Genomic DNA, 24401 nt, shown 5'->3' on the forward strand with positions numbered 1-24401 from the left:
GACGCCGGGGACGGCCGTTCGGATCCCGTCAGACGGCACGCGCTTTGTACGCCTCCGGATACCGCCGGGTGAACTTCACGGCCCCGACCAGCAGGGCGATGGGCACGACCCAGTTGAACCAGTCGTCCTGGGAGGGGTAGCGGACGGCCAGCCAGGTCGAGACCGTCATCAGCGCGAAGGCGGCGCCCCACACGGCCGTCAGCACCCGGTTGACGTGCCGGAAGACGGGCGAGTCCCACACCTCGCGGGGTGTCTGTTCGCGGGCGTACTGCGCGGTGAACGGGTCGGTGAGCAGCGAGCCGAGCGCCACGACGGCCACCAGCCCGCTGGAGATGACCTGCGCGTACGTCTCCAGCCAGGCCAGCTCCCCGCGGTCCAGGGCCAGCGCGAGGACGGACAGCACGGCGAAGAACACGATGCCGGTGATGTCCAGGACGCGGAGCCTGCCGTGCAGCATGTCCTGTCCCGACAGCACGATCGAGGCGACGAGCGCGGCGAGTGCCGCGTACTCCCAGGTGCTGGGGCTCGCGACCACTCCGAAGATGATCCAGGGCGCGAACGACAGGAAGACGCCGCCGGTGCTGACGGGCTTCCGCGCGGAGGCCTTCGTCGCCGTCTGCTGGGTCATGGGGTCTCCTCCCGTCGGGTGCGGGGCGACGCGGGTGCGAACGGATGGTGGGTGGGCAGTGCCCCCTCAGGCGGCGGTGGCCGGCGGCCCGGCCGGTGTGGTGGGACGCAGCGCGAGCAGGGCGATGTCGTCGGCCGCGTCGGCCCCGAAGGTGATGATCAGGTCGTCACAGAACACGTCGAGGGGGACGTGTGCGTGCGCGGCCGTGTACCGGCGGAGCCTCGCCATCGCGTCGTCCAGCGACTCCCCGCGGCGTTCGATGAGGCCGTCGGTGTAGAGCAGCAGCGTGGAGTGGGGCGGCAGCCGGTCGCAGGCGGACGGCCGGGGGAAGTCGGGGTCCATGCCGATCAGCAGGCCCCGGCCGGTGTTGAGGTAGCGGGTGTCGCCCTCCCGGGTGGTCAGCAGGGGTGGCAGGTGCCCGGCGGAGGCGTGGTGCAGTTCGCACGGGCCGGCGTCACCGTCCTTGACCAGGGCGTAGACGCAGGTGGCGGTGGACTGCGGGTACAGGGTGCGGCTGGCGAGGTCCAGGCGGCGCAGGACGTCACCGGGCGGCTCGGGGCGGTCGACGGCGATACCGCGCAGCGTGTTGCGCAGGGTGCTCATGGAGACCGCGGCCTGCAGGTCGTGCCCGGACACGTCGCCGATCACCAGCGCCGTGCGGCCGCCGGGCAGCGCGAAGGCGTCGTACCAGTCCCCGCCGACCTCCGCGGTGGTGCTGGAGGGGACGTAGCGGGCGACCATCTCCAGGTGGGCGACCTCCGGCAGCTCCGGCAGCAGGGCCCGCTGGAGGTGTACGGCGGTGTGCTGGGCGTACCGGTGCAGACGGGCGTTGTCCAGCCCGAGGGCGACACCGCGGACCAGTTCCGCGATCCGCAGGACGTCCTCCCTGGCGAACGGCGGTTCGTCCCGGGCGCGGACCAGGGTCAGGGCGCCGAAGACCCCCCGGTGGGCCCTGAGCGGAGCGACGACGGCGCTGCCTCCCCCCAGCTGCCGCACCAGATCGACCTGCCGGGCGTCCAGGGAGCTCAGCGGCCGGTCGAACCGGGACATGTCCGAGATCAGCAGCGGGCCCGCCCCGCGCAGCACCCGGGGCAGGGCGCCCTGTGTCGCCTCGGACACCGGAGGCAGCGTGCCCAGGTGCTCCTCGCCGACCAGCACCTGCGGATCGCGGTGCACGACGCAGACGCGCTCCACCCGTCCGTGCTCGTCCAGGAGGTCGCCCGCGCACCAGTCGGCCAGCTGCCGGGTCAGCACATGGCACACCCGCCGCAGCCTGTCGTCCACGTCGAGGGTGCTGGTCAGGGCCCTGGAGGTGTCGGCGAACAGGGACAGCCACTCCGCCCCGGCGGCGTCGGCGACCACCTTCCCGGTCTTCTTCGTCATGGCCGGCAGACGGACCGGCCCCGGCACGGGCCGGGTCGTGTGACCGCCCTCCTGGGGAGTGCGCGGCGCGGCGGGGGCGGCGGTCCTCGTGGTGAGCTGGGCGACGAACACGGTGCGCCCGTCGACCGCCTCCTGTGTCTGGATGTACAGGCGGACGGGGACCACCCGCCCGTCCCGGTGGAGCGCGGGCACCGGTATCGACCGACCCAGGATGCGGGCCTGGCCGGTGAGCAGCAACGAGGTGAAGGCCGCCGCGTGGCGGTCGCGCAGGTGCTCGGGCATGAGGACGGTCAGCCGCTGCCCCACGAGTTCCTGCGGGTGCCAGCCCAGCAGGCTCGCGGCGGAGCCGTTCACCGCGATGATCCGGTTGCCGTCGTCGGCCGCGATGGTCGGCACACCGCTGGCCTCCACCTCGCCGGCGTCCCAGGGCGCCAGCTCGACCGGGGTGGCGCTCGGCGCGCCGGGCAGCCGGGTCCAGGGGGTCGCCGCCCTCCCGGACAGCTGGCCGGCGATCTGGTCGAGCAGCCAGTCCCGGAAGGCCCGGATCTGCGGCAGCGCCGGGAGCGCGAGCAGGCTCTCCTGCTGTGCCGCGGCCTCCGCCTCGTCGAGCACACGGCGCAGGACCGTCACGGCCGCGGCGGCATCCTCCGGGAACGCCACGCGCAGGGAGAGCGTCGAGCTGTCGGGGGTCTCCTGCTCCACCGCGGTCGTCATGCAGGCGCAGACGATGTTGCAGGCGTCCTGGGCGACGACGAGGTCACGCGGCGGTGCGCCGGGCGCGGTGAGGAGCAGCTCGCGCAGCAGCCCTTCCCAGTGCTGTTGCGCGGCCCAGTACAGGGCGTACGGCATGTCCCTGAGCGCCACCGTCACCGTACGGTCGGACGGCGCCACGGTCTCCCACGCGGACGCGGGCGGCGCCGGCGCGTCCGGCCACAGCTCGAACCAGACCGTCTTGCCGTCCTCGCTCCTCTGCACGCCATGGCCGGCGGCCAGCTCCTCCACCAGGAGCAGTCCTCTGCCGGTGCAGGCGTACGGATGCCGGTCGTGCGGCACCACCCCCCGGTCCGGCCGCCGATCGCTGACCCGCACGCACACCCGCCCCCGGGCGCACCAGGCCCGCACCTCGACCTCCGTACGGGCGTGGATCACCGCGTTGGTCACCAGCTCGCCGACCAGCAGCTCGGCGGTGTCCACCACGTCCGGGCCGGTCCCCTCCGCCACCGACCGCACGAACCGCCGAGCCGCCGACACGCTCTCGGGCGCCGCCGCCAGCCCCAGCGTCGGCGCCCCGATCGGAGCGGGGGTGCCCATACCGCCTGGGTGCCCACAAACCCCCGCCTGAAAAGGGCGGTGACGCAGTGCCGACCCCGGACCCCGCAGCGTGGTTTCCTCCCCTGCCGCGCGGGCATACGCAGGGTTGACTCGCGGAGGTACGGACATGAGCGCCGGAGAACGGGCCAAGGCAAAGGCCGAACAGGTACTCGGAAAGGCCGTGCGGAAGGCGGCCCACGCGGCACACAAGGAAACCCTCGCGGCCAAGGGCGCCGCCCTCGAGGCACGCGGCAGGGCGCGGGGCGCGAAGGAAGAGGCCAGGAGTCCCTTCAAGCGCTGACACCCGCCGGCCGCCCGGGAGCCCCTTTCTCCGCCGGAAGGGGGCTCGGCGTGCCGGGCGGTCGGTGCGTGTGTCCTCCCGGGAGTACTCGGGAGGTGAGGGTGCCGATGCCGCTCCGAGGAGCGTGCCACCGCACTCGGCGTGACCGCGGAACCAGTCGCGGGCCAGCCACGCCGTCCGGGGGTTGCGGGACCCCTACAGCAGCGAGCCCCCTCCCTGACAGGGAGGGGGCTCAACGCGTCGTACGGCCGATCAGGCGTCCGCAAGGGTCACGTCCGGTCCGCCTCCGAGACGATGCCCTACAGCTGCCACCCGATCGAACGCCTCGCTGACATCAGTGCGAGTGACCACTCGCCGCCGGCGTCGGCCCAGCGTTCTTGACCGTCAGCGGGAGCAACTTCTTGCCGGTCGGGCCGATCTGGATGTGGGTGTCCATCTGCGGCCATTCACCAACGGGCCCACAACCACTGTCGTATTGGTCATCGCGAAACGAACGAGGACGCGCTCAGCAACTGACCGCACCGGTACTCAGTTGAATCCGAGTGCACCGGGCGGACTTGGTCCTCTTGGAGGAGCTGAAGAGGACCGCAGCGCTCTTACCCGACGACGCCCTACAAGCCCGACCCGATGAGCAGGTCGGCGACAAGTGCGAGCCAGGCATCCGGTGAGTATGGGGCCGGGGGATCGACCTCCATGCCCAACTCGGCCACGGCGATGGCGTAGTCGGACTCATCGAGACCGAGCGCGAGGAGTTCGTGCAGTTCCCCGATCAGTCGGGCGATGAGATGCGGGTCTGTCGAGTCGCGGTAGTCCTGGACGGCCGTGGCATGGTCGGTGAACTCGCCGGGCATGTCCTGCGAGAACCAGCCGCCGAGGAACTGGCCCAGCTCGGGAAAACGGGCTTGCCACTCCCAGTGGGTGGCAGGGATGGCCGACGGCGGGACCTCGCCCGCCTCGATACTGCGCTTGATGTGGTCGGCGAGGCAGAGGAGCCACTGTTGGATCTCGCCCTCGGCAAGGCCGATGTCGGGGATTGCGTAGAACTCCCCGAGTCGCAACCGCAGCCGCCCCGGCGGATTCTCGGCGTAGTCACGCAACTGTCGCTCGGCGATGGCCAGAGCCCACGGTCGGCTGTGCCAGGTCTGCCGGAGGTACGCGGTCAGGGCTGCGCCGGGCCTGTCCGGGGTGTCGTCCGCCGGATGTCCGAGGTAGGCGCGCATGACCTGGTCGAGCTCGCCATAGCGGCGGTCGTGTTCGAGGGGGCTCAGGGGCACGGTGGTCAGCCTCTGCGATCGCTACAGGTAGATGGGAAAGGTGGCATGGACGGCGAAGCCGTGTGGGAGGGAGGCATCCCGCTTCAGAGTGACGCGGGCGGCCCGAACATCGACGGGCTCCCGCCCCGCCAGCATCATCGCCTGCAGGAGGACGCGTCCGACCGGCTCGGACCGGGACGGCCACGATGCCTCGATGGTCAGGCGCGAGCGTGTCGACTGGGCGAGCCAGCGGTGGACCAGCTGCTCGTTCACGGTGACGACCTGCTGGGTGGCCCACTGGGCGGTCTCGCGGTCGGGGTAGGTTGCGGAACGGGTGCGCACCTTCAGTCCTCTCCCTTGTGCTGTGACGGCGGCGATCGGGTGATTGCCAACGGCTAGTCGTCCTCGAAACGCCAGAGAACCAGGACGTTCTCGTCCGACACCCCGACCAGGCAGATGTCGATGGTGGTCCCGGCGAGGACGTTGGCGTGAAAGGACGAGGCCAAGAAGTCACCCTCTTCACCGTCTTCCGCATGCCCATGATTGGTGAAGAAACGTGCGCCACTCCCCACGGCCCTCAAGAGTTCCCGCAGACAGGCGTCGCGTTCCTCATCCGGTGCGCGAAGGGATGCGCAAGGGCCGTACAGAAGAGATCCAACCGAAATCAGCGCGGCTAGCTCCATGGCCTGGCTGGGTGAGACCTCCAGGATACTGTCCCGCAACTCCTGGCGGTCGACCTGCCGGAGTACGGGATTCCCCTGGATCGCTTCCATCACCGTGTCAAGCCAGTCCGCGCCGTCGCGGGCCACGAGCGCGGCGAAGGACTGACGTTCATCGAAACGTCCCCGTACGCACGCCGGCAGATCCGCCTTCCTTTTCGTCACAGATTTTCCCCTGGTGTTCTCACGGAAGCCTCGGCATGGACGTGTAGACCACATAGGGCGGACGAAGGCCGTTCTTGTACTTGAGTACAACCTCCACCGAGTGCGCGTCCTGCGCCGCACCCACCCTCGGGTTCGCTGACGTAATGGTACGCCCGGTCACAGAACTGAACTCCACCGGATCCAGCTTCAGAATCGAATTGTCGGCGCGCGGCTTTGAGAGCCATTTCTTGATTTTTGCCTGATTGTCCACACCCTCGTTCTGCTGGCCTGAATTAGCCGGAGGGCCCACATATTCAACCGTGTCTTGCGTGTACTTCTGGGCGCCCGCCAGATCGGTGAAGCTCGAAGCAGCGGGAATCGACGGCTGATCCCTGAGTCGCTGCGCCAGCTGCTCATCAGTCTTGCCTACGTGTTTATCGATGACATGACTGCCGTGGATTCCTTCTTGACTCGCCAGGTCGATTGGATATGCGTGGTTGGCCTCGCTGTCGCCCGGCACGGTGTACAGCGGGTTTCCTTTGAAGTCGGTCAGGGCCCGCGCGCCGAACGCCTCGGCGCGGGCGGACTCCGCGATGAATGTCGGGGCGCTCGTATACGCCTCGTCCAGCGCCGACATCAGGTCCTTGATACCTCGAACCTGACGGTGAACCCGGTTGTTGTAGGTGGCGACGGCGTCGTTCATGGCGTCTTCGTCGATGTTCAGGACGATACCGACTGATACATCCGCGACCAGGCCCTTTCCCACGTGCCACAGCCCCTTCACCAGGCTCTTGGCGTCCGTGACGTCCAATTCTCGCGGATCGAGCTGCTTGATGCTGTCCAGCACGGCTTGTCGATAGATCCGGTGCAGGTCGTCACGAACGTCTTCCGCCGCCTGGGCCACGTTGTACACGGCATCGACCATGGCGTCACAGGTGTCGAACAGGACTGCGAAGACCGGGTGGCTGGTCCCTCTCTTGCGCGCGCCGTCGTTCGCCCAGTCGTAGCCATCTCGGTTCTGCCCCCAGGCGGACGTGCCCCACAGCGTGCTGCAGAACTGCCGCATCGCGTCGTACCACTCCTGGTTGGACTGGTCGGTGATGTCGCCAATGAAGCTGGTCAGCATCCCGTCCACCATGCTGAGCGTGGTCTGCGGCATCCTCCAGGTCTCAGAGACCTTGTACAGCTGCAGGTGATTGGGCAGTGGGAGGATCTTTGCCGCCTTGCCCCAACGGCACTCGTGTTCCAGCAGAGGGCGCAGGATGGCGAGCACCGCGACTTCCAGCCCTTCCAGGGCTTTTTGTGCGAAGTCTTGGCCGGCGTCGAAGTCCCCCCACTTGAAATCGGTGACCGGCCCGTACTTGGGTGGTGTGTCGATCACATGCGGAAGGGGACGCTGGGTCGCATGGCCCGTTGGTGAAGGGTGTGTGGCGGCGTCGGCCGCGACGTAGTTGTTGGCGGTGCTGGTGAATCCGACGCCGGCACCACCGACGCTCACCACGGACTTGGCCCACACCTCGAGGAATCGATTGGAGACATTCACGTAAGCCTGGGTGAAGTCCTTCATCGCCGAGCCGTTGCCGCCGCCGTCGGGGTACCGTGCCAACTCGTCGAGAAACGCCTTGATCCCCCGGTCGAGAGGGTCCTGTTGGCCGGCCACGTTCGTGGAGACCTGGTAGAGGACCGATGGCGTCACATCGATCTTCCCCTGCCCGGGGGTCGCCGGGGTGGCCATCAGGCGGCTCCCCAGCCGCGCAGGACCGCTTTGTGTACTGCCGCGTAATTGGCGTGGCCGGTGGTGACGTATTGGTGCAACCACTTCTGGGCCGCCTGCAGGTCCTGCGCAGAGCGGTCCCACTCGTCGAGCTTCTCGACGAAGACCTCGCGGGCTTCGCCCTTCCAGGACAGGACGACCGGTTCGACGCGTTCGTAGAGGTCGTCCAGCTTGCCGTTGAGCTGTTTCAGGATGTCTTCCAGCTCGACGGCCAGTTCATGGAGCGTGGCGAACGAGACAGATATGTGGTCGCCGTCGGCACCAGTCGACATGATTCCCCCTTGGAGTCGGTGACAGTACTTGCGAGGCCGGCACTTGGCGCTGCGAGTGTCAGAAACCGTCCAAGTTGCTTCGTGGGCGAGCCAGTGCGTCGTCGGCTCCTGTATTCGGCGTGGAGAGTTTGTCGACCTCGCTGTTGAGGTCCACGTGGATCCGACGCATCTGTTCGAGCACATGCAGATCGTCGGCGCTGAAGCCGTCACGACTCATCCGAACGGCTTGCTCCAGACCCGCCACCACTTCCCGGATACGTACGGCGTCGCCCGCGGCAGCACGATGGAACTCCCGGTACGCCGTTGCCGCCGGCCCCCGCCAGCCGGCCTCGATACGGTCGACGAGTTCATCCATACGCTTGATCTGTTTGTCCAGGTGGTCCTGCATCTCGCCGAGGTCGCCGGCGAGCTTGGTCAGGCCTGTAGACGACACGCGCAGGTCGGGACCGCCGTTCTCACCCACGCTCGTGTCTGGTGCCCCCATGCCGTATTCCCCCACCATGTCGGCATCTCGCGTCCCAACTGATCTTCAGATCATACGAAAGGCTCACCGAGGCGGAGGCACAGGGCTGCCGGCAACCCGGATGGGGCTCATGTCAGCAGGGGCAGTTGTCGCGTTCAGGGCCGCCGTTATTCCTCGGTCGACACCGGGCAGCACGCCCCCCAGTTCGTCTCGAACGGGTCACTCAGCTCGCTACAGGGCAGGGCTAACCAGCGGTGCGTGCGGTCGTAGACGGCCGCCGCGTGGATACCGAATCCTCATGCCCACTGCGCCTCGGAGACGATCCATGAGGCGCTCCTTGGGCTCGGCAGCGGCGTCCGAGAGGTGCCGACCGCGACGGCGGGCGGGGACGCGATACGCCGACCGTCGTCAGCGCCGCCAAAATTCTCCTCCTCGCTCGCCCCCGCCAGCGCCTCATCCCCCGATCGAGCGCCACGCCAACGTCAGTGAGCGTGACCGCTCGCGGCTGGCGCCGGACCCGCGTTCTTGACCGTCAAGGGCAGCAGTTTCTTGCCCGTCGGACCCACCTGGATGTTCGTGTCCATGGCGGGGCAGACGCCGCAGTCGAAGCACGGGGTCCAGCGGCAGTCCTCGACCTCTGTTTCGTCGAGGGCGTCCTGCCAGTCCTCCCAGAGCCAGTCCTTGTCCAGGCCGGAGTCGAGGTGGTCCCAGGGGAGGACCTCCTCGTAGGTGCGCTCGCGCGTGGTGTACCAGTCGACGTCCACGCCGAAGGGGGCCAGCGCCTTCTCCGCGCAGGCCATCCAGCGGTCGTAGGAGAAGTGCTCGCGCCAGCCGTCGAAGCGGCCGCCGTCGTCGTAGACCGCGCGGATGACGGCGCCGATGCGGCGGTCGCCGCGGGACAGGAGGCCCTCGACGATGCCGGGCTTGCCGTCGTGGTAGCGGAAGCCGATGGAGCGGCCGTACTTCTTGTCGCCGCGGATCTTGTCGCGGAGCTTCTCCAGGCGGGCGTCCGTCTCCTCCGCCGAGAGCTGCGGGGCCCACTGGAAGGGGGTGTGGGGCTTGGGGACGAAGCCGCCGATCGAGACCGTGCAGCGGATGTCGTTCGAGCGGGAGACCTCGCGGCCCTTGGCGATGACCTTGGTCGCCATGTCGGCGATCTGGAGGACGTCGTCGTCGGTCTCCGTGGGCAGGCCGCACATGAAGTACAGCTTCACCTGGCGCCAGCCGTTGCCGTAGGCCGTGGCGACCGTGCGGATCAGGTCCTCCTCCGAGACCATCTTGTTGATGACCTTGCGGATGCGCTCCGAGCCGCCCTCGGGGGCGAAGGTGAGGCCGGAGCGGCGGCCGTTGCGCGTCAGCTCGTTCGCCAGGTCGATGTTGAAGGCGTCGACGCGGGTGGAGGGGAGGGAGAGGCCGACCTTGTCGTCCTCGTAGCGGTCCGCCAGGCCCTTGGCGATGTCGCCGATCTCCGAGTGGTCCGCCGAGGACAGGGAGAGGAGGCCCACCTCCTCGAAGCCCGTCGCCTTCAGGCCCTTCTCCACCATGTCGCCGATGCCGGTGATGGAGCGCTCGCGGACCGGGCGGGTGATCATGCCGGCCTGGCAGAAGCGGCAGCCGCGGGTGCAGCCGCGGAAGATCTCCACCGACATGCGCTCGTGGACCGTCTCGGCCAGGGGGACGAGGGGCTGCTTGGGGTACGGCCACTCGTCCAGGTCCATGACCGTGTGCTTGGACACACGCCACGGGACGCCCGACCTGTTGGGTACGACGCGCGCGATACGGCCGTCGGGGAGGTACTCGACGTCGTAGAACGCCGGGATGTAGACGCCGCCGGTCTTGGCGAGGCGGAGGAGGACCTCCTCGCGGCCGCCGGGGCGGCCCTCGGCCTTCCACGCGCGGATGATCCGGGTCATGTCCAGGACGGCCTGCTCGCCGTCGCCGATCACGGCCGCGTCGATGAAGTCGGCGATCGGCTCCGGGTTGAAGGCCGCGTGGCCGCCGGCCAGGACGATCGGGTCGTCGATCGTGCGGTCCTTGGACTCCAGCGGGATGCCGGCCAGGTCGAGGGCGGTGAGCATGTTCGTGTAGCCCAGCTCCGTGGAGAAGCTGAGGCCGAACACGTCGAAGGCCTTGACCGGGCGGTGGCTGTCGACCGTGAACTGGGGAACGCCGTGCTCCCGCATCAGCGCCTCCAGGTCCGGCCACACGCTGTAGGTGCGCTCGGCGAGGACGCCCTGCTGCTCGTTGAGGACCTCGTAGAGGATCATGACGCCCTGGTTGGGCAGACCGACCTCGTACGCGTCCGGGTACATGAGCGCCCAGCGGACGTCGCACTCGTCCCACGGCTTGACCGTGGAGTTGAGCTCCCCACCGACGTACTGGATCGGCTTCTGCACGTGCGGGAGCAGAGCTTCGAGCTGCGGGAAAACCGACTCGACAGGCATCTCGCGAACCTTCATGAGCTGACTGGGGGATCCCCCGGCCGGAGGCTGGGGGCGGGTGACCATCTAGCGTAACCCGACCGGCGGGCTCCCCCGAACGCTCAGCCGCTCACCCCGGGCCCGATCTCCTTCCAGCGCCGGGCCAGCTCCGCCTCCGTCGCCGCGGCGCGGGCCTCCTCCCTGCCGTACAGCAGGCCGTGTGTGAAGGTGCTCTCACCGGCCGCGTCGGCCACCGCGGCCAGCTCGCGCAGGGTCCGGCGGGCCATGACGCCGTCCTGGTGGTCGCCGAGGAGGGTGGTCAGGGACTTCATGGACCGGGTGAGGGTGCGGGCGGGGGTGCCCAGGGCCTCGGTGGCGGCCTCGGCGGCGTAGCGGGTGCGCTTGGCCTTCTTGCGGGCCTCGTGCAGGGCGAGGTCGCGGTCCTGGCCCGGCGGCAGCTTCAGCGCGTGCTCCATGACGGCCGTGAGTTTCTTCTCGTCCTTGCGTACGGCCTTGGTGAGCGCCTTCTGCGGTTTCCTGCCGGCCGCCTTGCGCAGGGGCGGGTCCGTGAGCAGGGCGTCCAGGGTGTCGAGCAGGGTCAGATGGCGGCGGGAGTCCAGGACGCCGGTCAGGTGGGCGTGGGCGCCGCTGTGCCGGGCCTCGGCCCAGGCGGTGAGGCGTTCGGGGACGGGGCCGGTGACCAGGGCGGGCGGGAGCGCTTCGAGGGCGCTGGTCAGGCGGTCGGCCAGCACCTCCCGGTCGCGGTCGACGCCCAGCTGGCCGGCGAGCCATTTCAGCTCGGCGCCGACGGGGTCGGTGACGGTGCGGTCCAGGAGGGTGCCGAAGGTGCGCAGGGTGCTGCGGGCGCGGCGGGTGGCGACCCGCATCCGGTGCACGGAGTCGGGCAGGCCGCGGCGGACGGCGGGGTCCAGCTCGACCAGGGTGTCGCGCTGGGTGCGGAGGTAGGCGAGGACGTGGTCGCCCGCGGTCACCGGTGGCCGGGGGCCGGCCTTGCCGCGCCGGTGCCCGCGTCGGCTGCCGCCGGTCAGCTCCAGGGCGCGGGCCAGTTTCGACGGCGCGGCGGCGGGGCGTACACCGGACTTGCGCAGCCGTTTCTCCAGCCGGTCGAGGAGGGCCGGGTCGCCGCCGTCGGCCAGCTCCACCTCGATCTCGGTCCACTGGGCGGTCCGGCGTTCGCCGGTGAGCCGCTCGGCGGTCACGGTGTCGAGGCTCGCCTCGGCCAGCAGGGTGCCGTCGGCGTCGGTCAGGTGGCGTACGGCGCGGGCGGAGCGCAGCCGGACCAGCGGGATCAGCTCGGCGTTCCGGACGCGGGAGCGGACGAGGGCGGCGATCTCCTCGGGGACGGTGTCGGAGAGCGGGGCCCGGATCTCGTCGCGGACTCCGGGGGCGACCGGGAACTTCAGGTGCCAGCCGGCGTCCGAGCCGCCGGTGCGGCGGCGCAGGGTGAGGGAGTGCGCGGTCAGGCGTTCGTCGGCGGTGTCGTAGTAGGTGGCGTCCAGGTCGACGAGGCCCTTGTCGACGACGGCCGCCACCCCGCCGACACCGGTCAGGTCGGGCAGCCCGCTGCCATCGGATTCGTACTTGCGCTCGATCTCGCGTTTCGTATCCGCCATGCACTGAATCTAGTGCTCCGGTGACCGGTGGGGCAGGGGGCCCCGGACCGGTGCGGTGGAGAGCGCCATCGGTCCGGTGGCCGCTGGGCGGTGGACCGGCGGACCGCCAGTTCGGCAGCCCGGCGGCCGAGGGGTGGGGCCCCGCGCCGGGCCGCCGGTGGGCTACGCCGACATGGGGCGCTGCACCTTGATCGACTGCAGTAGTCCGATCGCCACCCACACCGCGAACATCGAGGAGCCGCCGTACGACACGAACGGCAGGGGCAGGCCCGTGACCGGCATGATGCCGAGGGTCATGCCGATGTTCTCGAAGGCCTGGAAGGCGAACCAGGCGACGATCCCTGCGGCGACCGTCGTCCCGTACAGCTCGGTCGAGTCACGCGCTATCCGGCAGGCCCGCCACAGGACGACGCCGAGCAGGAAGATGATGAAGCCCGCGCCGACGAAGCCCAGCTCCTCCCCCGCGACCGTGAACACGAAGTCGGTCTGCTGCTCGGGCACGAACTGGCCGGTGGTCTGCGAGCCGTGGAAGAGCCCGGCCCCGGTCAGTCCGCCGGAGCCGATGGCGATACGGGCCTGGTTGGTGTTGTAGCCGACGCCGGCCGGGTCCAGGTCCGGGTTGGCGAAGGCCGCGAACCTGTTGATCTGGTACTCGTCCAGGATGTGCAGCTGCCAGATCGCGATGCAGCCGATGACGCCGGCGGTGAGCAGGCCGAAGACCCAGCGGTTGGAGGAGCCGGAGGCGAGCAGCACGCCCAGGATGATCGCGACCATGGCCAGGACCGAGCCGAGGTCGGGCATGAGCAGCAGGATCAGGATCGGTACGGCGGCCAGGCACAGGGACTGGAACACGGTCCGGTGGTCGGGGTACGGCTTGTCGCCCGCGTCCACCCGGGCGGCCAGCAGCATGGCCATGCCCAGGATGATCGAGATCTTGAGGAACTCGGCGGGCTGGAGCGAGAAGCCGCCGATGACCAGCCAGTTGCGCTGGCCGTTGATGGTCGCGCCGAGCGGGGTGAGGACCACCAGGGCGAGGAGCACCGACAGGCCGTAGAGGATCGGCACGGCGTTGCGCAGGGCGCGGTGGCCGAGCCAGAGCGTGGCGATCATCAGGGCGATCCCGATGCCGAGGTTCATCAGGTGCCGGAGCAGGAAGAAGTACGGGTCGCCCTGGTTCAGCTCGGTGCGGTTGCGGGTCGCCGAGTACACCAGCAGGGAGCCCAGCAGGGACAGGCCGGTGGCCGCGAACAGGATCGGCCAGTCCAGTCGGCGGGTGAGCGAGTCGCGGGCGAAGATCCTGGTCCAGCCGGCCCGCTCGGGGCCGTACCCGGAGACGGAGAAGCTGTTCGCGCCGGTCATGAGGGCCTCCTCCGGCTTCCCCTCGTGCGGGACCGGCGGCGGGTGTCGCGGTTGCCCGTGCCGGGTGAGGGTGTGGTGCCCGCGGGCTGCTGGTCGTCGCCGTTGGTGGGGTTGTTCTTCTGGGCGGTCTCGGCGTCCTTGGCCGGGTCCCCGGTGATCTTGGGGGCGGCGATGGTGCCGTCCGTGCGGACCTTGGGCAGGCCCGTCTGCGGCTCGGGCAGCAGCGCCTTCCCGTGGTCGATGGAGCCGTCGCCCTGGACGCCGTAGAGCGCGCTGTAGATGTTGCGCACGGCCTCACCGGAGGCGCCGGAACCCGTACCGGCCTGGGCGATCGTCATGATCACCGTGTAGTCCTTGGAGTAGGTGGCCAGCCAGGACGTGGTCTGCTTGCCGTAGACCTCCGCCGTACCGGTCTTGGCGTGCAGCGGGATCTTGTCCTGGGGCCAGCCGCCGAACTTCCAGGCCGCCGTACCGCGGGTGATGACGCCGGCGAAGGCGTCGTTCATGCCCTTGAGGGTGGCCTGGCTGACCGGCAGCCTGCCCTTCTTCTTGGGCTTGATCTCCCGCACCGTCTTGCCGTCGGCGCTGACGATCGCCTTGCCGATGGTCGGCTGGTACATGGTGCCGCCGTTGGCGACGGCTCCGTAGATCACGGCCTCCTGGATCGGCGTGACGAGGGTGTCGCCCTGGCCGATGGAGTAGTTGATCGAGTCGCCCTCGCGCATCTTGTTGCCTTCGAGGCAGTTCTCGTAGGCGATCTTCTCGACGTAGGAGCCGTCCTTCTTGCCCGTCTTGCACCAGGCGTCCTTGTTGGCCTTCCAGTAGTCCAGCTTCCACTGGCGGTCGGGGACGCGGCCGGTGACCTCGTTGGGCAGGTCGACTCCGGTCTCGCGGCCGAGGCCGAACTGGTGGGCGGCCTTGTAGAAGTAGTCCTTCGGCTGGCCCTTCTTGGGGTTGATGCCGCCGTCCTTCTTCCACTCCTTGTCGGCCAGGTAGTAGAAGACGGTGTCGCAGGAGACCTCCAGGGCGCGGCCCAGCGGGATCGCGCCGAAGCTCTCGCCCTCGAAGTTCTTGAAGACCTGGCCGCCCACCGAGTAGGAGCTGGTGCAGGGGTAGCCACCGTTGAAGTCGTAACCGGCCTCGACCGCGGCGGCCGTGGAGACCACCTTGAAGGTCGACCCGGGTGCGGCCTGGCCCTGTATGGCCCGGTTGAGCAGGGGGTAGTCGGAGTTCTTGCCGGTGAGGGCCTTGTAGTCCTTGGCGGAGATGCCGCCGACCCAGACGTTCGGGTCGTACGTCGGCGCGGAGGCCATCGCGACGATCCGGCCGGTCTTGGCCTCCATCACGACGACGGCGCCGGAGTCCGCCTTGTAGTTGGTGCCGGTGATCTTGTCGAACTGCTGGCGGGCGGCCTTCATCGCCTTGTCGAGTTCGTACTCGGCGACCCGCTGGACCCGGGAGTCGATGCTGGTGACCAGGTTCGAACCGGGCTCGGCCGCGTCCGACTTGGCCTTGCCGATGACCCGGCCGAGGTTGTCGACCTCGTAGCGGGTGACGCCGGCCTTGCCGCGCAGCACCTTGTCGTAGGTCCGCTCCAGGCCGGAGCGGCCGACCATGTCGGAGCGCAGGTAGGGCGAGTCGGTGTCCTTGGCCTGCTGGATCTCGGCGTCGGTGACGGGCGAGAGGTAGCCGAGCACCTGCGCGGTGTTGGACTTGCCGGGGCCCGGGTAGCGGCGGACGGCCTCGGGCTCGGCGGTGATGCCGGGGAAGTCCTCGGAGCGCTCGCGGATCTGCAGGGCCTGCTTGGGGGTGGCCTCGTCGGTGATGGGGATCGGCTGGTACGGCGAGCCGTTCCAGCAGGGCTGGGGGGTCTTGGCGTCGCACAGCCGGACCTTCTGCATGATCTCCTGAGGGCTCATGCCGAGGACGCCGGCCAGCTTGGTGAGGACGGCCTTGCCGTCGTCCTTCTGCTTCAGCAGGTCGGTACGGGAGGCGGAGACCACCAGGCGGGTCTCGTTGTCCGCGAGGGCCACACCGCGGGCGTCCAGGATGTCGCCGCGCACGGCGGGGTCGACGACCTGCTGGACGTGGTTGCCGGAGGCCTCCTTCTGGTACGCGGCGCCCTCGCGGATCTGCAGGTACCACAACCGGCCGCCGAGCGTGCCGAGGAGGGAGAGGACCAGGATCTGGATCACGACGAGCCGGGTCTGGACGCGTGGGGTCCGACCGGTCTCGGGAATGTTGGTCACTGCGGCTGCCTCCCCCTCTCAGTGCGCGTGTACGGGAACGTGTGCGAATGATGAACGATCGGCCTGTGAACCCGCGTTCCAGGAAAGCCGACCCGTTCGGGTGAACTCTCCGGAGGTGGACTCGTCCGAGGCGGACTCGTCCGGCACTGGGTCACCGGTGCCGAAGTGACCGTCGGTCACAGCCGCTTGACCCCCTTGATACGGCCCACCCGGGCGGAGCGCGTGCGGGCCTTGGCCTTCAGCGCGCCGAAGCCGCCGCGCTGACTGCCGATGCGCAGGCCGGTGCCGGAGGAGAGCCAGCCGGAGGAGATGTCCCCGGCCTTCGCGGCGGGCCCGGACTCGGTGAGCGGGTCGTTGTCCGCGCGGCGGGCCAGCCACATGACGCCGGGCACCACGAACGGGGCGAGCAGCAGGTCGTACAGGGCGGCCGAGATCAGCAGCCCGGGCAGGCCCACATGGCGGGCGGCGGTGTCGCCGACGAGCGCGCCGACCCCCGCGTAGAGCAGGGTGGAGCCGAGGGCGGCGGCGACCACGACGGCCATGGGGCCGGCCGCCGACTTCAGCCGGCCGTTCTCCGGCCTGACGAGTCCGGCGAGGTAGCCGATGACGCACAGCACGAGCGCGTACCGGCCGGCGGCGTGGTCGGCGGGCGGGGCCAGGTCGGCGAGCAGACCGGCGCCGAAACCGACCAGGGAGCCGCCCACATGGCCGTACACCATCGCCAGGCCGAGCACGGTGAGCAGCAGCAGGTCGGGGACGGCACCCGGCAGGTGCAGTCGGGCGAGGACGCTCACCTGGATGACCAGGGCCACGACGACCAGCGCGGTGGAGAGCAGGATCCGGTTGACACGCATGGGGATTCAGCTCCTACTGCTGCTCTTCGGTGTCGGGGGCGTCGGCCGACGGGGAGACCGTCACGGTCACCGTCGGCGTCGGGACCGGCTTGGGCTTGGCCGGGAGCACGGTGTCCCGCGGGTCCTTCTTGGGCGCCTGGACGACCACGCCGACGATGTCGAGCTTGGTGAAGCTGACGTACGGGGTGACGTAGAGGGTGCGGGTCAGGCCGCCGCCGGAAGGGTCGACCCGGGAGACGACACCGACCGGGACGCCGGGCACGAACGGTTTGTCGGCCTGCGAGCCGAACGTGACGAGCCGGTCGCCCTTCTTCACCTCCGCCTTGCCGTTGAGCAGCTCCACCCGCAGCGGGCGGTCGCCCTGCCCGGAGGCGAAGCCGAGTTCGTCGTCGCCTTCCATGCGGGTGCCGACGGTGAAGTCGGGGTCGTTGGCGAGCAGCACGGTGGAGGTGCTGGGGCCGACGGTGGTGACGCGGCCGACCAGGCCGTCCCCGTTCAGTACGGTCATGTCCCGCCTGATGCCGTCGTCGGCGCCGGCGTCGATGGTGATGGTCCAGGAGAAGCCCTGGGCCGAGCCGATGGCGATGACCTGGGCGCCCTTGATGCCGTACTGCCCCTCGCCGGCGATCCTCATCACCTTGTCGAGCTGCGCCAGGCGGCTGCGGTTGCGGTCGTCGCTGCCGAGCTTGGCCTTGAGGGCCGCGTTCTCCTTCTCCAGCACGGCGAGCCGGTCGTGCCGGCTGCCGGAGTCACGGATCGCGGAGACGGCGTTCGCGACCGGGTCGACCGCGGAGGACAGCCCGTCCTCGACCGGGCCGAACGCCGTCGCGGCGGCGTGCCGGGCACCGTCGACCGGGGAGTTCCGGCCTCCCCGGATGTCCACCGTGATCAGCGCGAACGCAATGGCGACCAGCAGGACCAGGAGCAGCCGGCTCTCTTTCGTGTCCCTCACGTGCGGCGGCCGTGCCCTTCCTCAAGTAGGAATGCGGGGGCCCCGGGACGACGCGCATGGTGCGGCGCGGAACCAAGGGGCCCGTTGGGGGAGCTTATGCCTCTATGTCAACGATCCGCCGCACGAGAGGAGAACGTCTCGTACGGCGGAATCGCTGAGTCGCGTCATCTGCGCGGCTGGGCGTCCAGAACCTGCTGCAGCGCCTCGAACTCCTCGACGCACTTCCCCGAACCGAGCGCGACGCTGTCCAGCGGGTCCTCGGCGATGTGGATCGGCATGCCGGTCTCGCGCCGCAGTCGCTCGTCGAGCCCGCGCAGCAGGGCTCCGCCGCCGGTCAGAACGATTCCTCGGTCCATGATGTCGCCGGACAGCTCCGGCGGGCACTTGTCGAGGGTGGTCTTCACCGCGTCCACGATCGCGTTGACCGGCTCCTCGATGGCCTTGCGGACCTCGGCCGCGGAGATGACGACGGTCTTCGGCAGCCCGGACACCAGGTCCCGGCCGCGGACTTCGGTGTGCTCGTCGGTGTCGAGGTCGTACGCCGAACCGATCGTGATCTTGATCTGTTCCGCCGTCCGCTCACCCAGCAGGAGGCTGTACTCCTTCTTGATGTACTGGATGATGGCGTTGTCCAGTTCGTCGCCGGCGACGCGGATGGACTGGGCGGTGACGATGCCTCCGAGCGAGATGACCGCGACCTCCGTGGTGCCGCCGCCGATGTCCACCACCATGTTGCCCGTCGCCTCGTGGACCGGCAGACCGGAGCCGATGGCGGCCGCCATGGGCTCCTCGATGATGTGCACCTGGCGGGCGCCCGCCTGGGAGGACGCCTCGATGACCGCGCGGCGCTCGACGCCCGTGATGCCGGAGGGCACGCAGACGACGACCCGCGGCCGGGCCAGATACCGCCGCTTGTGGATCTTCAGGATGAAATAGCGGAGCATCCGCTCGGTGATCTCGAAGTCGGCGATGACGCCGTCCTTCAGCGGACGGACGGCCACGATGTTGCCCGGCGTCCGGCCGATCATCTTCTTCGCTTCGGCACCGACCGCGAGGATCCCACCCGTGTTGGTGTTGATCGCCACGACGGACGGTTCGTTCAGTACGATTCCGCGACCCCTGACGTACACCAGCGTGTTGGCGGTCCCGAGGTCGACAGCCATGTCACGGCCGATGAACGACATTGAGTTCCCCATCCGGATTCATCTGGCCAACCTGCGCTTTTGAGGGCATGTCAGGTCGGCGAGGCGGGTGCTGTGACGTGAAGGCTTCCATCGTAAACGCGCCTGCACGAACACTGCGCGAGGGTCTCCGCCATTGTCACCAGATGGCGTGCCGCCTCGCTTGTGGAGACGGGCGTTCGGGGGCGCTCGTTCCCTCAAATGCCCGGACTATGCCGGAAAGGTCCGGGGCCGGCCCGGACCTTTCCGCGGCTGCCGCGAGCGTCACGCGCGTCCCGGGAAGAAGATCTTCACCTCGCGTTCGGCGGACTCCTCGGAGTCGGAGGCGTGGATCAGGTTCTCGCGGACGATCACGCCGTAGTCACCGCGGATGGAACCGGGCGCGGCGGCGATCGGGTCGGTCGGGCCGGCCAGCACGCGCAGCCCCTCGATCACCCGCTCGCCCTCCACGATCATCGCGACGACCGGCCCGGAGGACATGAACTCGACCAGCGGCTCGTAGAACGGCTTGCCCTTGTGCTCGCCGTAGTGCTGCTCCAGCGTGTCCTGGTCCAGGGTGCGCAGCTCCAGCGCGGTGATCTGCCAGCCGGCCTTGCGCTCGATACGGCTGATGATCTCGCCGGTCAGGCCTCGACGGACGGCGTCGGGCTTGAGCAGGACGAGGGTGCGCTGGCTCACGAGGGGCTCCTAACACGGCTTACGGGTGTGCGGTGGGACGAGGTTACAAGAGCGTGGCCTGCCGTTGTTACGCAGCGTCAGCCGTGGAGGAGCCGGAGTCCGCCTGGGCGGCGAATCGCGCCTTCGCCTCGTCCACCTTTCTCCCGAAGTGCACCGATGCCCACCACAGCGCGGCGAACACCGCGCCCATGAAGTACATGGTCGGGACGAACACACCGGAGGCGATCAGGGCGATCTGCAGGGCCCAGCCGAGGGCCACCCCGCCGGGCCGGGTCACCATGCCGCACAGCAGCACGCACAGCAGCATGGCGACACCGCTGACCAGCCACACCGTCGAGGTGGACAGGTCCGGGTCCTTCATGGCGACGAGCCCGGCGAAGCCGATGACGAAGAACTCGCCGATCAGCGTCGAGGAACAGAGCGTACGCATCTCTTCGCCTCTCAGCCCTTGCCCAGCAGCAGCCGGGCCTCGCCGACCGTGATGACGGAACCGGTCACCAGCACACCGCCGCCGGCGAACTCGCCCTCCTCCTCGGCCAGCGTGATCGCGGCCTCCAGGGCGTCCGGCAGCCGCGGCTCGACCTGCACCCGCTCGTCGCCGAACACCTCGACGGCGATCGCGGCCAGCTCGTCCGCGTCCATGGCACGGTGGCTGGAGTTCTGCGTGACGACGACCTCGGTGAAGATCGGCTCGAAGGCCTCCAGCACGCCCCGCACGTTCTTGTCGCCGCTCGCGCCGACGACCCCGATCAGCCGGGTGAAGTCGAACGCCTCCCGCACGGCCTCGGCGGTGGCCTCCGCGCCGGCCGGGTTGTGCGCGGCGTCCAGCACGACGGTGGGAGAGCGCCGTACGACCTCCAGCCGTCCCGGGGACGACACGGCAGCGAAGGCCTTGCGCACGGTGTCGATGTCCAGCGGCTCCGCGCGCTGTGCGCCGACGCCGAAGAACGCCTCGACGGCGGCGAGCGCGACGGCCGCGTTGTGCGCCTGGTGGGCGCCGTGCAGCGGGAGGTACAGCTCCGGGTACTCGCCGCCGAGGCCGCGCAGTGTGAGCAGCTGTCCGCCGACGGCGACCTGCCGGGCGACGACGCCGAACTCCAGGCCCTCACGGGCGACCGTGGCGTCCACGTCGACGGCCTTCTTCAACAGCACCTGCGCGGCGTCCACCGGCTGCTGGGCCAGGATGACGGTCGCGTCCTGCTTGATGATGCCGCTCTTCTCGCCGGCGATCTCGGCGGTCGTCCCGCCGAGCCGGTCGGTGTGGTCGAGGTCGATCGGGGTGACCACGGCGACATCGCCGTCGATCACGTTCGTGGCGTCCCAGGAGCCGCCCATGCCGACCTCCACGACGGCGACGTCCACGGGGGCGTCCGCGAAGGCGGCGTACGCCATGCCGGTGAGCACCTCGAAGAAGGACAGCCGGTACTCCTGCTGTCCGTCGATCATCTCGACGTACGGCTTGATGTCCTGGTACGTCTCGACGAACCGCTCGGCGGAGATCGGGGCACCGTCCAGGCTGATCCGCTCGGTGATCGACTGCACGTGCGGGCTGGTGTAACGGCCGGTGCGCAGCTCGAAGGCGCCGAGCAGGGCCTCGATCATGCGGGCGGTGGAGGTCTTGCCGTTGGTGCCCGTGATGTGGATCGAGGGGTACGAGCGCTGGGGCTCGCCGAGGACGTCCATCAGCGCGGAGATCCTGCCGACCGAGGGCTCCAGCTTGGTCTCGCCCCAGCGGGTGGCCAGTTCCGTCTCGACCTCGCGCAGCGCCCTGTCGACCTCCGGGTCCTCCGGGCGCGCGGGTACGTCGGCCTGGGGCGGGCCGCCCTGGGTGCGCAGGGTGCGGCTGCCGGCCTCGATCACCGCGAGGTCGGGGTCACGGGTGGTCTCGGCTTCGATGATCTCCTCGAAGCTGTCGAGGGGGTCGGGGGTGTCGCTGGTGCCAGGCGCTTCGCTCACGAGGCCCAGTCTACGGAGCGTATGCCTGCGGCGCGGCGGTGGTATGGGATGGCTTGTCTGGCCGGCCGAGTACGGGGTGCTCGGGCACGGTCCGGGGCGGCTTGGTCCCGGCGGGTCCGCTGCGGGTGCGGCGTGGCTAGTCGCGCAGTTCCCCGCGCCCCTTCGGGGCACGCAACGGCCCCCGGAGTCCTGCGGCTCCGGGGGCCTTCGGCAGCGTGTCTACGCCTGCGGCAGTCGGTCCAGCTGCGCGGTGATGCGCGTGATGTCTTCCTCCGCCTTGGCCAGGCGCGTACGGATCTTGTCCACGACGTGGTCCGGCGCCTTGCCGAGGAACGCCTCGTTGCCGAGCTTGGCCGTGGCCTGGGCCTTCTCCTTCTCGGCCGCCGCGAGGTCCTTCGCGAGGCGCTTGCGCTCCGCGGCGACGTCGATCGTGCCGGAGAGGTCGAGGGCCACCTCGGCACCCGCCACCGGCAGGGTGGCCGTGGCGGTGAAGGAGTCGCCCTCGGGCTGCAGACGGAGCAGCTGGCGGATGGCCGCCTCGTGCGGGGCGAGGGCCGTACCGTCCAGCGTCAGGCGGGCCGGGACCCGCTGACCCGGCTGGAGGCCCTGGTCGGCGCGGAAGCGGCGGACCTCGGTGATGACCGACTGGAGGGTGGAGATCTCCTGCTCGGCCGCCTGGTCACGGAAGCCGCTGTCGGTCGGCCAGTCGGCGATGACGACCGACTCGCCGCCGGTCAGCGTGGTCCACAGGGTCTCGGTGACGAACGGGACGACCGGGTGGAGCAGCTTCAGGGTGACGTCGAGGACCTCGCCGAGGACGCGCTGGGAGACCTCGGCCGGTTCGCCGCCCGCCTGGAAGACCGTCTTGGACAGCTCGACGTACCAGTCGAAGACCTCGTCCCACGCGAAGTGGAAGAGGGCGTCGGAGAGCTTGGCGAACTGGAAGTCCTCGTAGTACGCGTCGACCTCGGCGACCACCGAGTTCAGGCGGGAGAGGATCCAGCGGTCGGTCGCCGACATCTTCGACGGGTCCGGCAGCGGGCCCTCGACCGTCGCGCCGTTCATCAGCGCGAAGCGGGTCGCGTTCCAGATCTTGTTGGCGAAGTTGCGCGAACCCTGCACCCAGTCCTCGCCGATCGGCACGTCGACGCCCGGGTTGGCGCCGCGGGCCAGGGTGAAGCGGAGGGCGTCGGAGCCGTACTTGTCCATCCAGTCCAGCGGGTTGACCGCGTTGCCGAAGGACTTCGACATCTTCTTGCCGAACTGGTCGCGGACCATGCCGTGCAGGGCGATGGTGTGGAACGGCGGGGTGCCGTCCATCGCGTACAGGCCGAACATCATCATCCGGGCGACCCAGAAGAAGAGGATGTCGTAGCCGGTGACCAGGACGGAGTTCGGGTAGAACTTCGCGAGCGAGTCGGTCCGCTCGGGCCAGCCGAGGGTGGAGAACGGCCACAGGCCGGAGGAGAACCAGGTGTCGAGGACGTCGGTGTCCTGGTGCCAGCCCTCGCCGGTGGGCGGCTCCTCGTCGGGGCCGACGCAGACGACCTCGCCGTCGGGGCCGTACCAGACGGGGATGCGGTGGCCCCACCACAGCTGGCGCGAGATGCACCAGTCGTGGAGGTTGTCGACCCAGTCGAAGTACCGCTTCTCCATCTCCTGCGGGTGGATCTTGACGCGGCCGTCGCGGACGGCGTCACCGGCGGCCTTGGCCAGCGGGCCGACCTTGACCCACCACTGCATGGACAGGCGCGGCTCGATGGTGGTCTTGCAGCGCGAGCAGTGGCCGACGGAGTGGACGTAGGGACGCTTCTCGGCGACGATCCGGCCCTCGGCGCGCAGCGCGGCGACGATCGCGGAGCGGGCCTCCAGGCGGTCCATGCCCTGGAAGGGGCCGTGGACGGTGATGACGGCGTGCTCGTCCATCACGGTGATGGACGGCAGGTCGTGGCGCCGGCCGATCTCGAAGTCGTTCGGGTCGTGGGCCGGGGTGACCTTGACGGCGCCGGTGCCGAACTCGGGGTCGACGTGCGTGTCCGCGACGACCGGGATGGAGCGGTCGGTGAGCGGCAGGCGGATGAGCTTGCCGACGAGGTGCTTGTACCGCTCGTCGTCGGGGTGGACGGCGACGGCCGTGTCACCGAGCATCGTCTCGGCACGGGTGGTGGCGACGACGATGGTGTCGTCCCCCTCGCCGTACGTCATCGAGACGAGCTCGCCGTCGTCGTCCTGGTACTCGACCTCGATGTCCGAGATCGCCGTCAGACAGCGGGGGCACCAGTTGATGATGCGCTCGGCACGGTAGATCAGCTCGTCGTCGTAGAGCTTCTTGAAGATGGTCTGGACGGCCTGGGAGAGGCCCTCGTCCATGGTGAAGCGCTCACGGGACCAGGCGACGCCGTCGCCGAGGCGGCGCATCTGGCCGGAGATCTGCCCGCCGGACTCGGCCTTCCACTGCCAGACGCGCTCGACGAAGGCCTCGCGGCCCAGGTCGTGCCGGGACTTGCCCTCCTTGCCCAGCTCCCGCTCGACCACGTTCTGCGTGGCGATACCGGCGTGGTCCATACCGGGCTGCCACAGCGTCTCGTGGCCCTGCATGCGCTTGCGCCGGGTCAGGGCGTCGATGAGGGTGTGCTCGAAGGCGTGCCCGAGGTGCAGGCTGCCGGTGACGTTCGGCGGGGGGATGACGACGGTGTACGGCGGCTTGTCGCTCTTCGCGTCCGCCTCGAAGTAACCCCGCTCCACCCAGCGCTCGTACAGCGGCCCCTCTACATCGGCCGGCGCGTACTGGGTCGGCAGTTCGGTGTCGGGCGCGGGTGGCTGCTGCTGAGCGTTCTCGGTCACGGGGGTCAGTTTAGAGGTGTCACGGG

The 24401-nt window shown here is 69.6% G+C and carries 20 protein-coding genes; 1 reads left to right on the forward strand and 19 read right to left on the reverse strand.

What is annotated here, in order from left to right:
• Positions 1 to 28 precede the first annotated feature (28 nt).
• Entirely contained in the window at positions 29 to 628 is a 600-nt protein-coding gene (locus ACZ7N4_RS03900; protein WP_471353429.1) for a DUF3159 domain-containing protein, read from the reverse strand.
• A 66-nt stretch (positions 629 to 694) separates the two neighbouring features.
• Positions 695 to 3322 carry a SpoIIE family protein phosphatase gene (locus ACZ7N4_RS03905; protein WP_471353431.1) on the reverse strand — a complete coding sequence of 876 codons (2628 nt, stop codon included), beginning with the start codon at positions 3320 to 3322 and terminating at the stop codon, positions 695 to 697.
• 127 nt (positions 3323 to 3449) lie between these two features.
• On the opposite strand from ACZ7N4_RS03905, the gene ACZ7N4_RS03910 reads away from it, so the two are divergent.
• Positions 3450 to 3623, forward strand: coding sequence for a hypothetical protein (locus ACZ7N4_RS03910; protein WP_471353433.1), 174 nt, complete (start codon positions 3450 to 3452; stop codon positions 3621 to 3623).
• A 611-nt stretch (positions 3624 to 4234) separates the two neighbouring features.
• Here the strand turns inward: ACZ7N4_RS03910 and ACZ7N4_RS03915 are convergent.
• From ACZ7N4_RS03915 to ACZ7N4_RS03995, 17 genes are all read right to left on the reverse strand, one after another.
• On the reverse strand, positions 4235 to 4897 hold the full coding sequence (locus tag ACZ7N4_RS03915) for a contact-dependent growth inhibition system immunity protein (RefSeq protein ID WP_471353435.1): 663 nt from the start codon (positions 4895 to 4897) through the stop codon (positions 4235 to 4237).
• Positions 4898 to 4918: 21 nt separating this feature from the next.
• Positions 4919 to 5218 carry an RNase A-like domain-containing protein gene (locus tag ACZ7N4_RS03920; RefSeq protein WP_471353438.1) on the reverse strand — a complete coding sequence of 100 codons (300 nt, stop codon included), beginning with the start codon at positions 5216 to 5218 and terminating at the stop codon, positions 4919 to 4921.
• Between the two features lie 53 nt (positions 5219 to 5271).
• Positions 5272 to 5760 (reverse strand): hypothetical protein, encoded by a 489-nt coding sequence (locus tag ACZ7N4_RS03925; protein ID WP_471353440.1) that lies wholly within the window; start codon positions 5758 to 5760, stop codon positions 5272 to 5274.
• Positions 5761 to 5779: 19 nt separating this feature from the next.
• On the reverse strand, positions 5780 to 7474 hold the full coding sequence (locus tag ACZ7N4_RS03930; protein WP_471353442.1) for an RNase A-like domain-containing protein: 1695 nt from the start codon (positions 7472 to 7474) through the stop codon (positions 5780 to 5782).
• On the reverse strand, positions 7474 to 7785 hold the full coding sequence (locus ACZ7N4_RS03935) for a WXG100 family type VII secretion target (protein ID WP_471353444.1): 312 nt from the start codon (positions 7783 to 7785) through the stop codon (positions 7474 to 7476). Before ACZ7N4_RS03935 ends, ACZ7N4_RS03930 begins: the two co-directional genes overlap by 1 nt.
• Before the next feature lie 58 nt (positions 7786 to 7843).
• Positions 7844 to 8287, reverse strand: coding sequence for a WXG100 family type VII secretion target (locus tag ACZ7N4_RS03940; RefSeq protein ID WP_250403332.1), 444 nt, complete (start codon positions 8285 to 8287; stop codon positions 7844 to 7846).
• A 443-nt stretch (positions 8288 to 8730) separates the two neighbouring features.
• Positions 8731 to 10692: a TIGR03960 family B12-binding radical SAM protein gene (locus ACZ7N4_RS03945; RefSeq protein ID WP_471353446.1), complete on the reverse strand. Its 1962-nt coding sequence runs from the start codon at positions 10690 to 10692 to the stop codon at positions 8731 to 8733.
• 98 nt (positions 10693 to 10790) lie between these two features.
• A complete protein-coding gene (locus tag ACZ7N4_RS03950; RefSeq protein ID WP_471353449.1) occupies positions 10791 to 12302 on the reverse strand; it encodes a CYTH and CHAD domain-containing protein in 1512 nt (503 codons plus the stop codon).
• A 162-nt stretch (positions 12303 to 12464) separates the two neighbouring features.
• Positions 12465 to 13661, reverse strand: coding sequence for a rod shape-determining protein RodA (rodA, locus tag ACZ7N4_RS03955; protein ID WP_471353451.1), 1197 nt, complete (start codon positions 13659 to 13661; stop codon positions 12465 to 12467).
• The gene (gene mrdA, locus ACZ7N4_RS03960; protein ID WP_471353453.1) at positions 13658 to 15910 is read right to left on the reverse strand and encodes a penicillin-binding protein 2; all 2253 of its coding nucleotides are present in this window, start codon (positions 15908 to 15910) and stop codon (positions 13658 to 13660) included. The genes rodA and mrdA overlap by 4 nt, the downstream gene beginning before the upstream one ends.
• 176 nt (positions 15911 to 16086) lie before the next feature.
• Positions 16087 to 16764: a rod shape-determining protein MreD gene (mreD, locus tag ACZ7N4_RS03965; protein ID WP_471353455.1), complete on the reverse strand. Its 678-nt coding sequence runs from the start codon at positions 16762 to 16764 to the stop codon at positions 16087 to 16089.
• 13 nt (positions 16765 to 16777) lie between these two features.
• Complete coding sequence (gene mreC / locus ACZ7N4_RS03970; RefSeq protein ID WP_471353457.1) at positions 16778 to 17716, reverse strand: rod shape-determining protein MreC; 939 nt, start codon at positions 17714 to 17716, stop codon at positions 16778 to 16780.
• 164 nt (positions 17717 to 17880) lie between these two features.
• A complete protein-coding gene (locus ACZ7N4_RS03975) occupies positions 17881 to 18900 on the reverse strand; it encodes a rod shape-determining protein (RefSeq protein ID WP_014672705.1) in 1020 nt (339 codons plus the stop codon).
• 261 nt (positions 18901 to 19161) lie between these two features.
• A complete protein-coding gene (gene ndk, locus ACZ7N4_RS03980) occupies positions 19162 to 19575 on the reverse strand; it encodes a nucleoside-diphosphate kinase (RefSeq protein WP_471353459.1) in 414 nt (137 codons plus the stop codon).
• A 67-nt stretch (positions 19576 to 19642) separates the two neighbouring features.
• The gene (locus ACZ7N4_RS03985; RefSeq protein ID WP_356153908.1) at positions 19643 to 20005 is read right to left on the reverse strand and encodes a DUF4233 domain-containing protein; all 363 of its coding nucleotides are present in this window, start codon (positions 20003 to 20005) and stop codon (positions 19643 to 19645) included.
• Between the two features lie 11 nt (positions 20006 to 20016).
• Entirely contained in the window at positions 20017 to 21531 is a 1515-nt protein-coding gene (gene folC / locus ACZ7N4_RS03990; RefSeq protein WP_471353462.1) for a bifunctional tetrahydrofolate synthase/dihydrofolate synthase, read from the reverse strand.
• A gap of 219 nt (positions 21532 to 21750) precedes the next feature.
• On the reverse strand, positions 21751 to 24375 hold the full coding sequence (locus ACZ7N4_RS03995; RefSeq protein WP_471353464.1) for a valine--tRNA ligase: 2625 nt from the start codon (positions 24373 to 24375) through the stop codon (positions 21751 to 21753).
• Positions 24376 to 24401 lie beyond the last annotated feature (26 nt).

Source organism: Streptomyces sp. NPDC107654, from assembly GCF_055639035.1.

Bases quoted from the DNA above. Each gene is read 5' to 3' on its own strand.
- ACZ7N4_RS03900 (WP_471353429.1), bottom strand. From the start codon at position 628: ATGACCCAGCAGACGGCGACGAAGGCCTCCGCGCGGAAGCCCGTCAGC.
- ACZ7N4_RS03905 (WP_471353431.1), bottom strand. From the start codon at position 3,322: ATGGGCACCCCCGCTCCGATCGGGGCGCCGACGCTGGGGCTGGCGGCG.
- ACZ7N4_RS03910 (WP_471353433.1), top strand. From the start codon at position 3,450: ATGAGCGCCGGAGAACGGGCCAAGGCAAAGGCCGAACAGGTACTCGGA.
- ACZ7N4_RS03930 (WP_471353442.1), bottom strand. From the start codon at position 7,474: ATGGCCACCCCGGCGACCCCCGGGCAGGGGAAGATCGATGTGACGCCA.
- ACZ7N4_RS03935 (WP_471353444.1), bottom strand. From the start codon at position 7,785: ATGTCGACTGGTGCCGACGGCGACCACATATCTGTCTCGTTCGCCACG.
- ACZ7N4_RS03940 (WP_250403332.1), bottom strand. From the start codon at position 8,287: ATGGTGGGGGAATACGGCATGGGGGCACCAGACACGAGCGTGGGTGAG.
- ACZ7N4_RS03945 (WP_471353446.1), bottom strand. From the start codon at position 10,692: ATGCCTGTCGAGTCGGTTTTCCCGCAGCTCGAAGCTCTGCTCCCGCAC.
- ACZ7N4_RS03950 (WP_471353449.1), bottom strand. From the start codon at position 12,302: ATGGCGGATACGAAACGCGAGATCGAGCGCAAGTACGAATCCGATGGC.
- rodA (WP_471353451.1), bottom strand. From the start codon at position 13,661: ATGACCGGCGCGAACAGCTTCTCCGTCTCCGGGTACGGCCCCGAGCGG.
- mreD (WP_471353455.1), bottom strand. From the start codon at position 16,764: ATGCGTGTCAACCGGATCCTGCTCTCCACCGCGCTGGTCGTCGTGGCC.
- ACZ7N4_RS03975 (WP_014672705.1), bottom strand. From the start codon at position 18,900: ATGTCGTTCATCGGCCGTGACATGGCTGTCGACCTCGGGACCGCCAAC.
- ACZ7N4_RS03985 (WP_356153908.1), bottom strand. From the start codon at position 20,005: ATGCGTACGCTCTGTTCCTCGACGCTGATCGGCGAGTTCTTCGTCATC.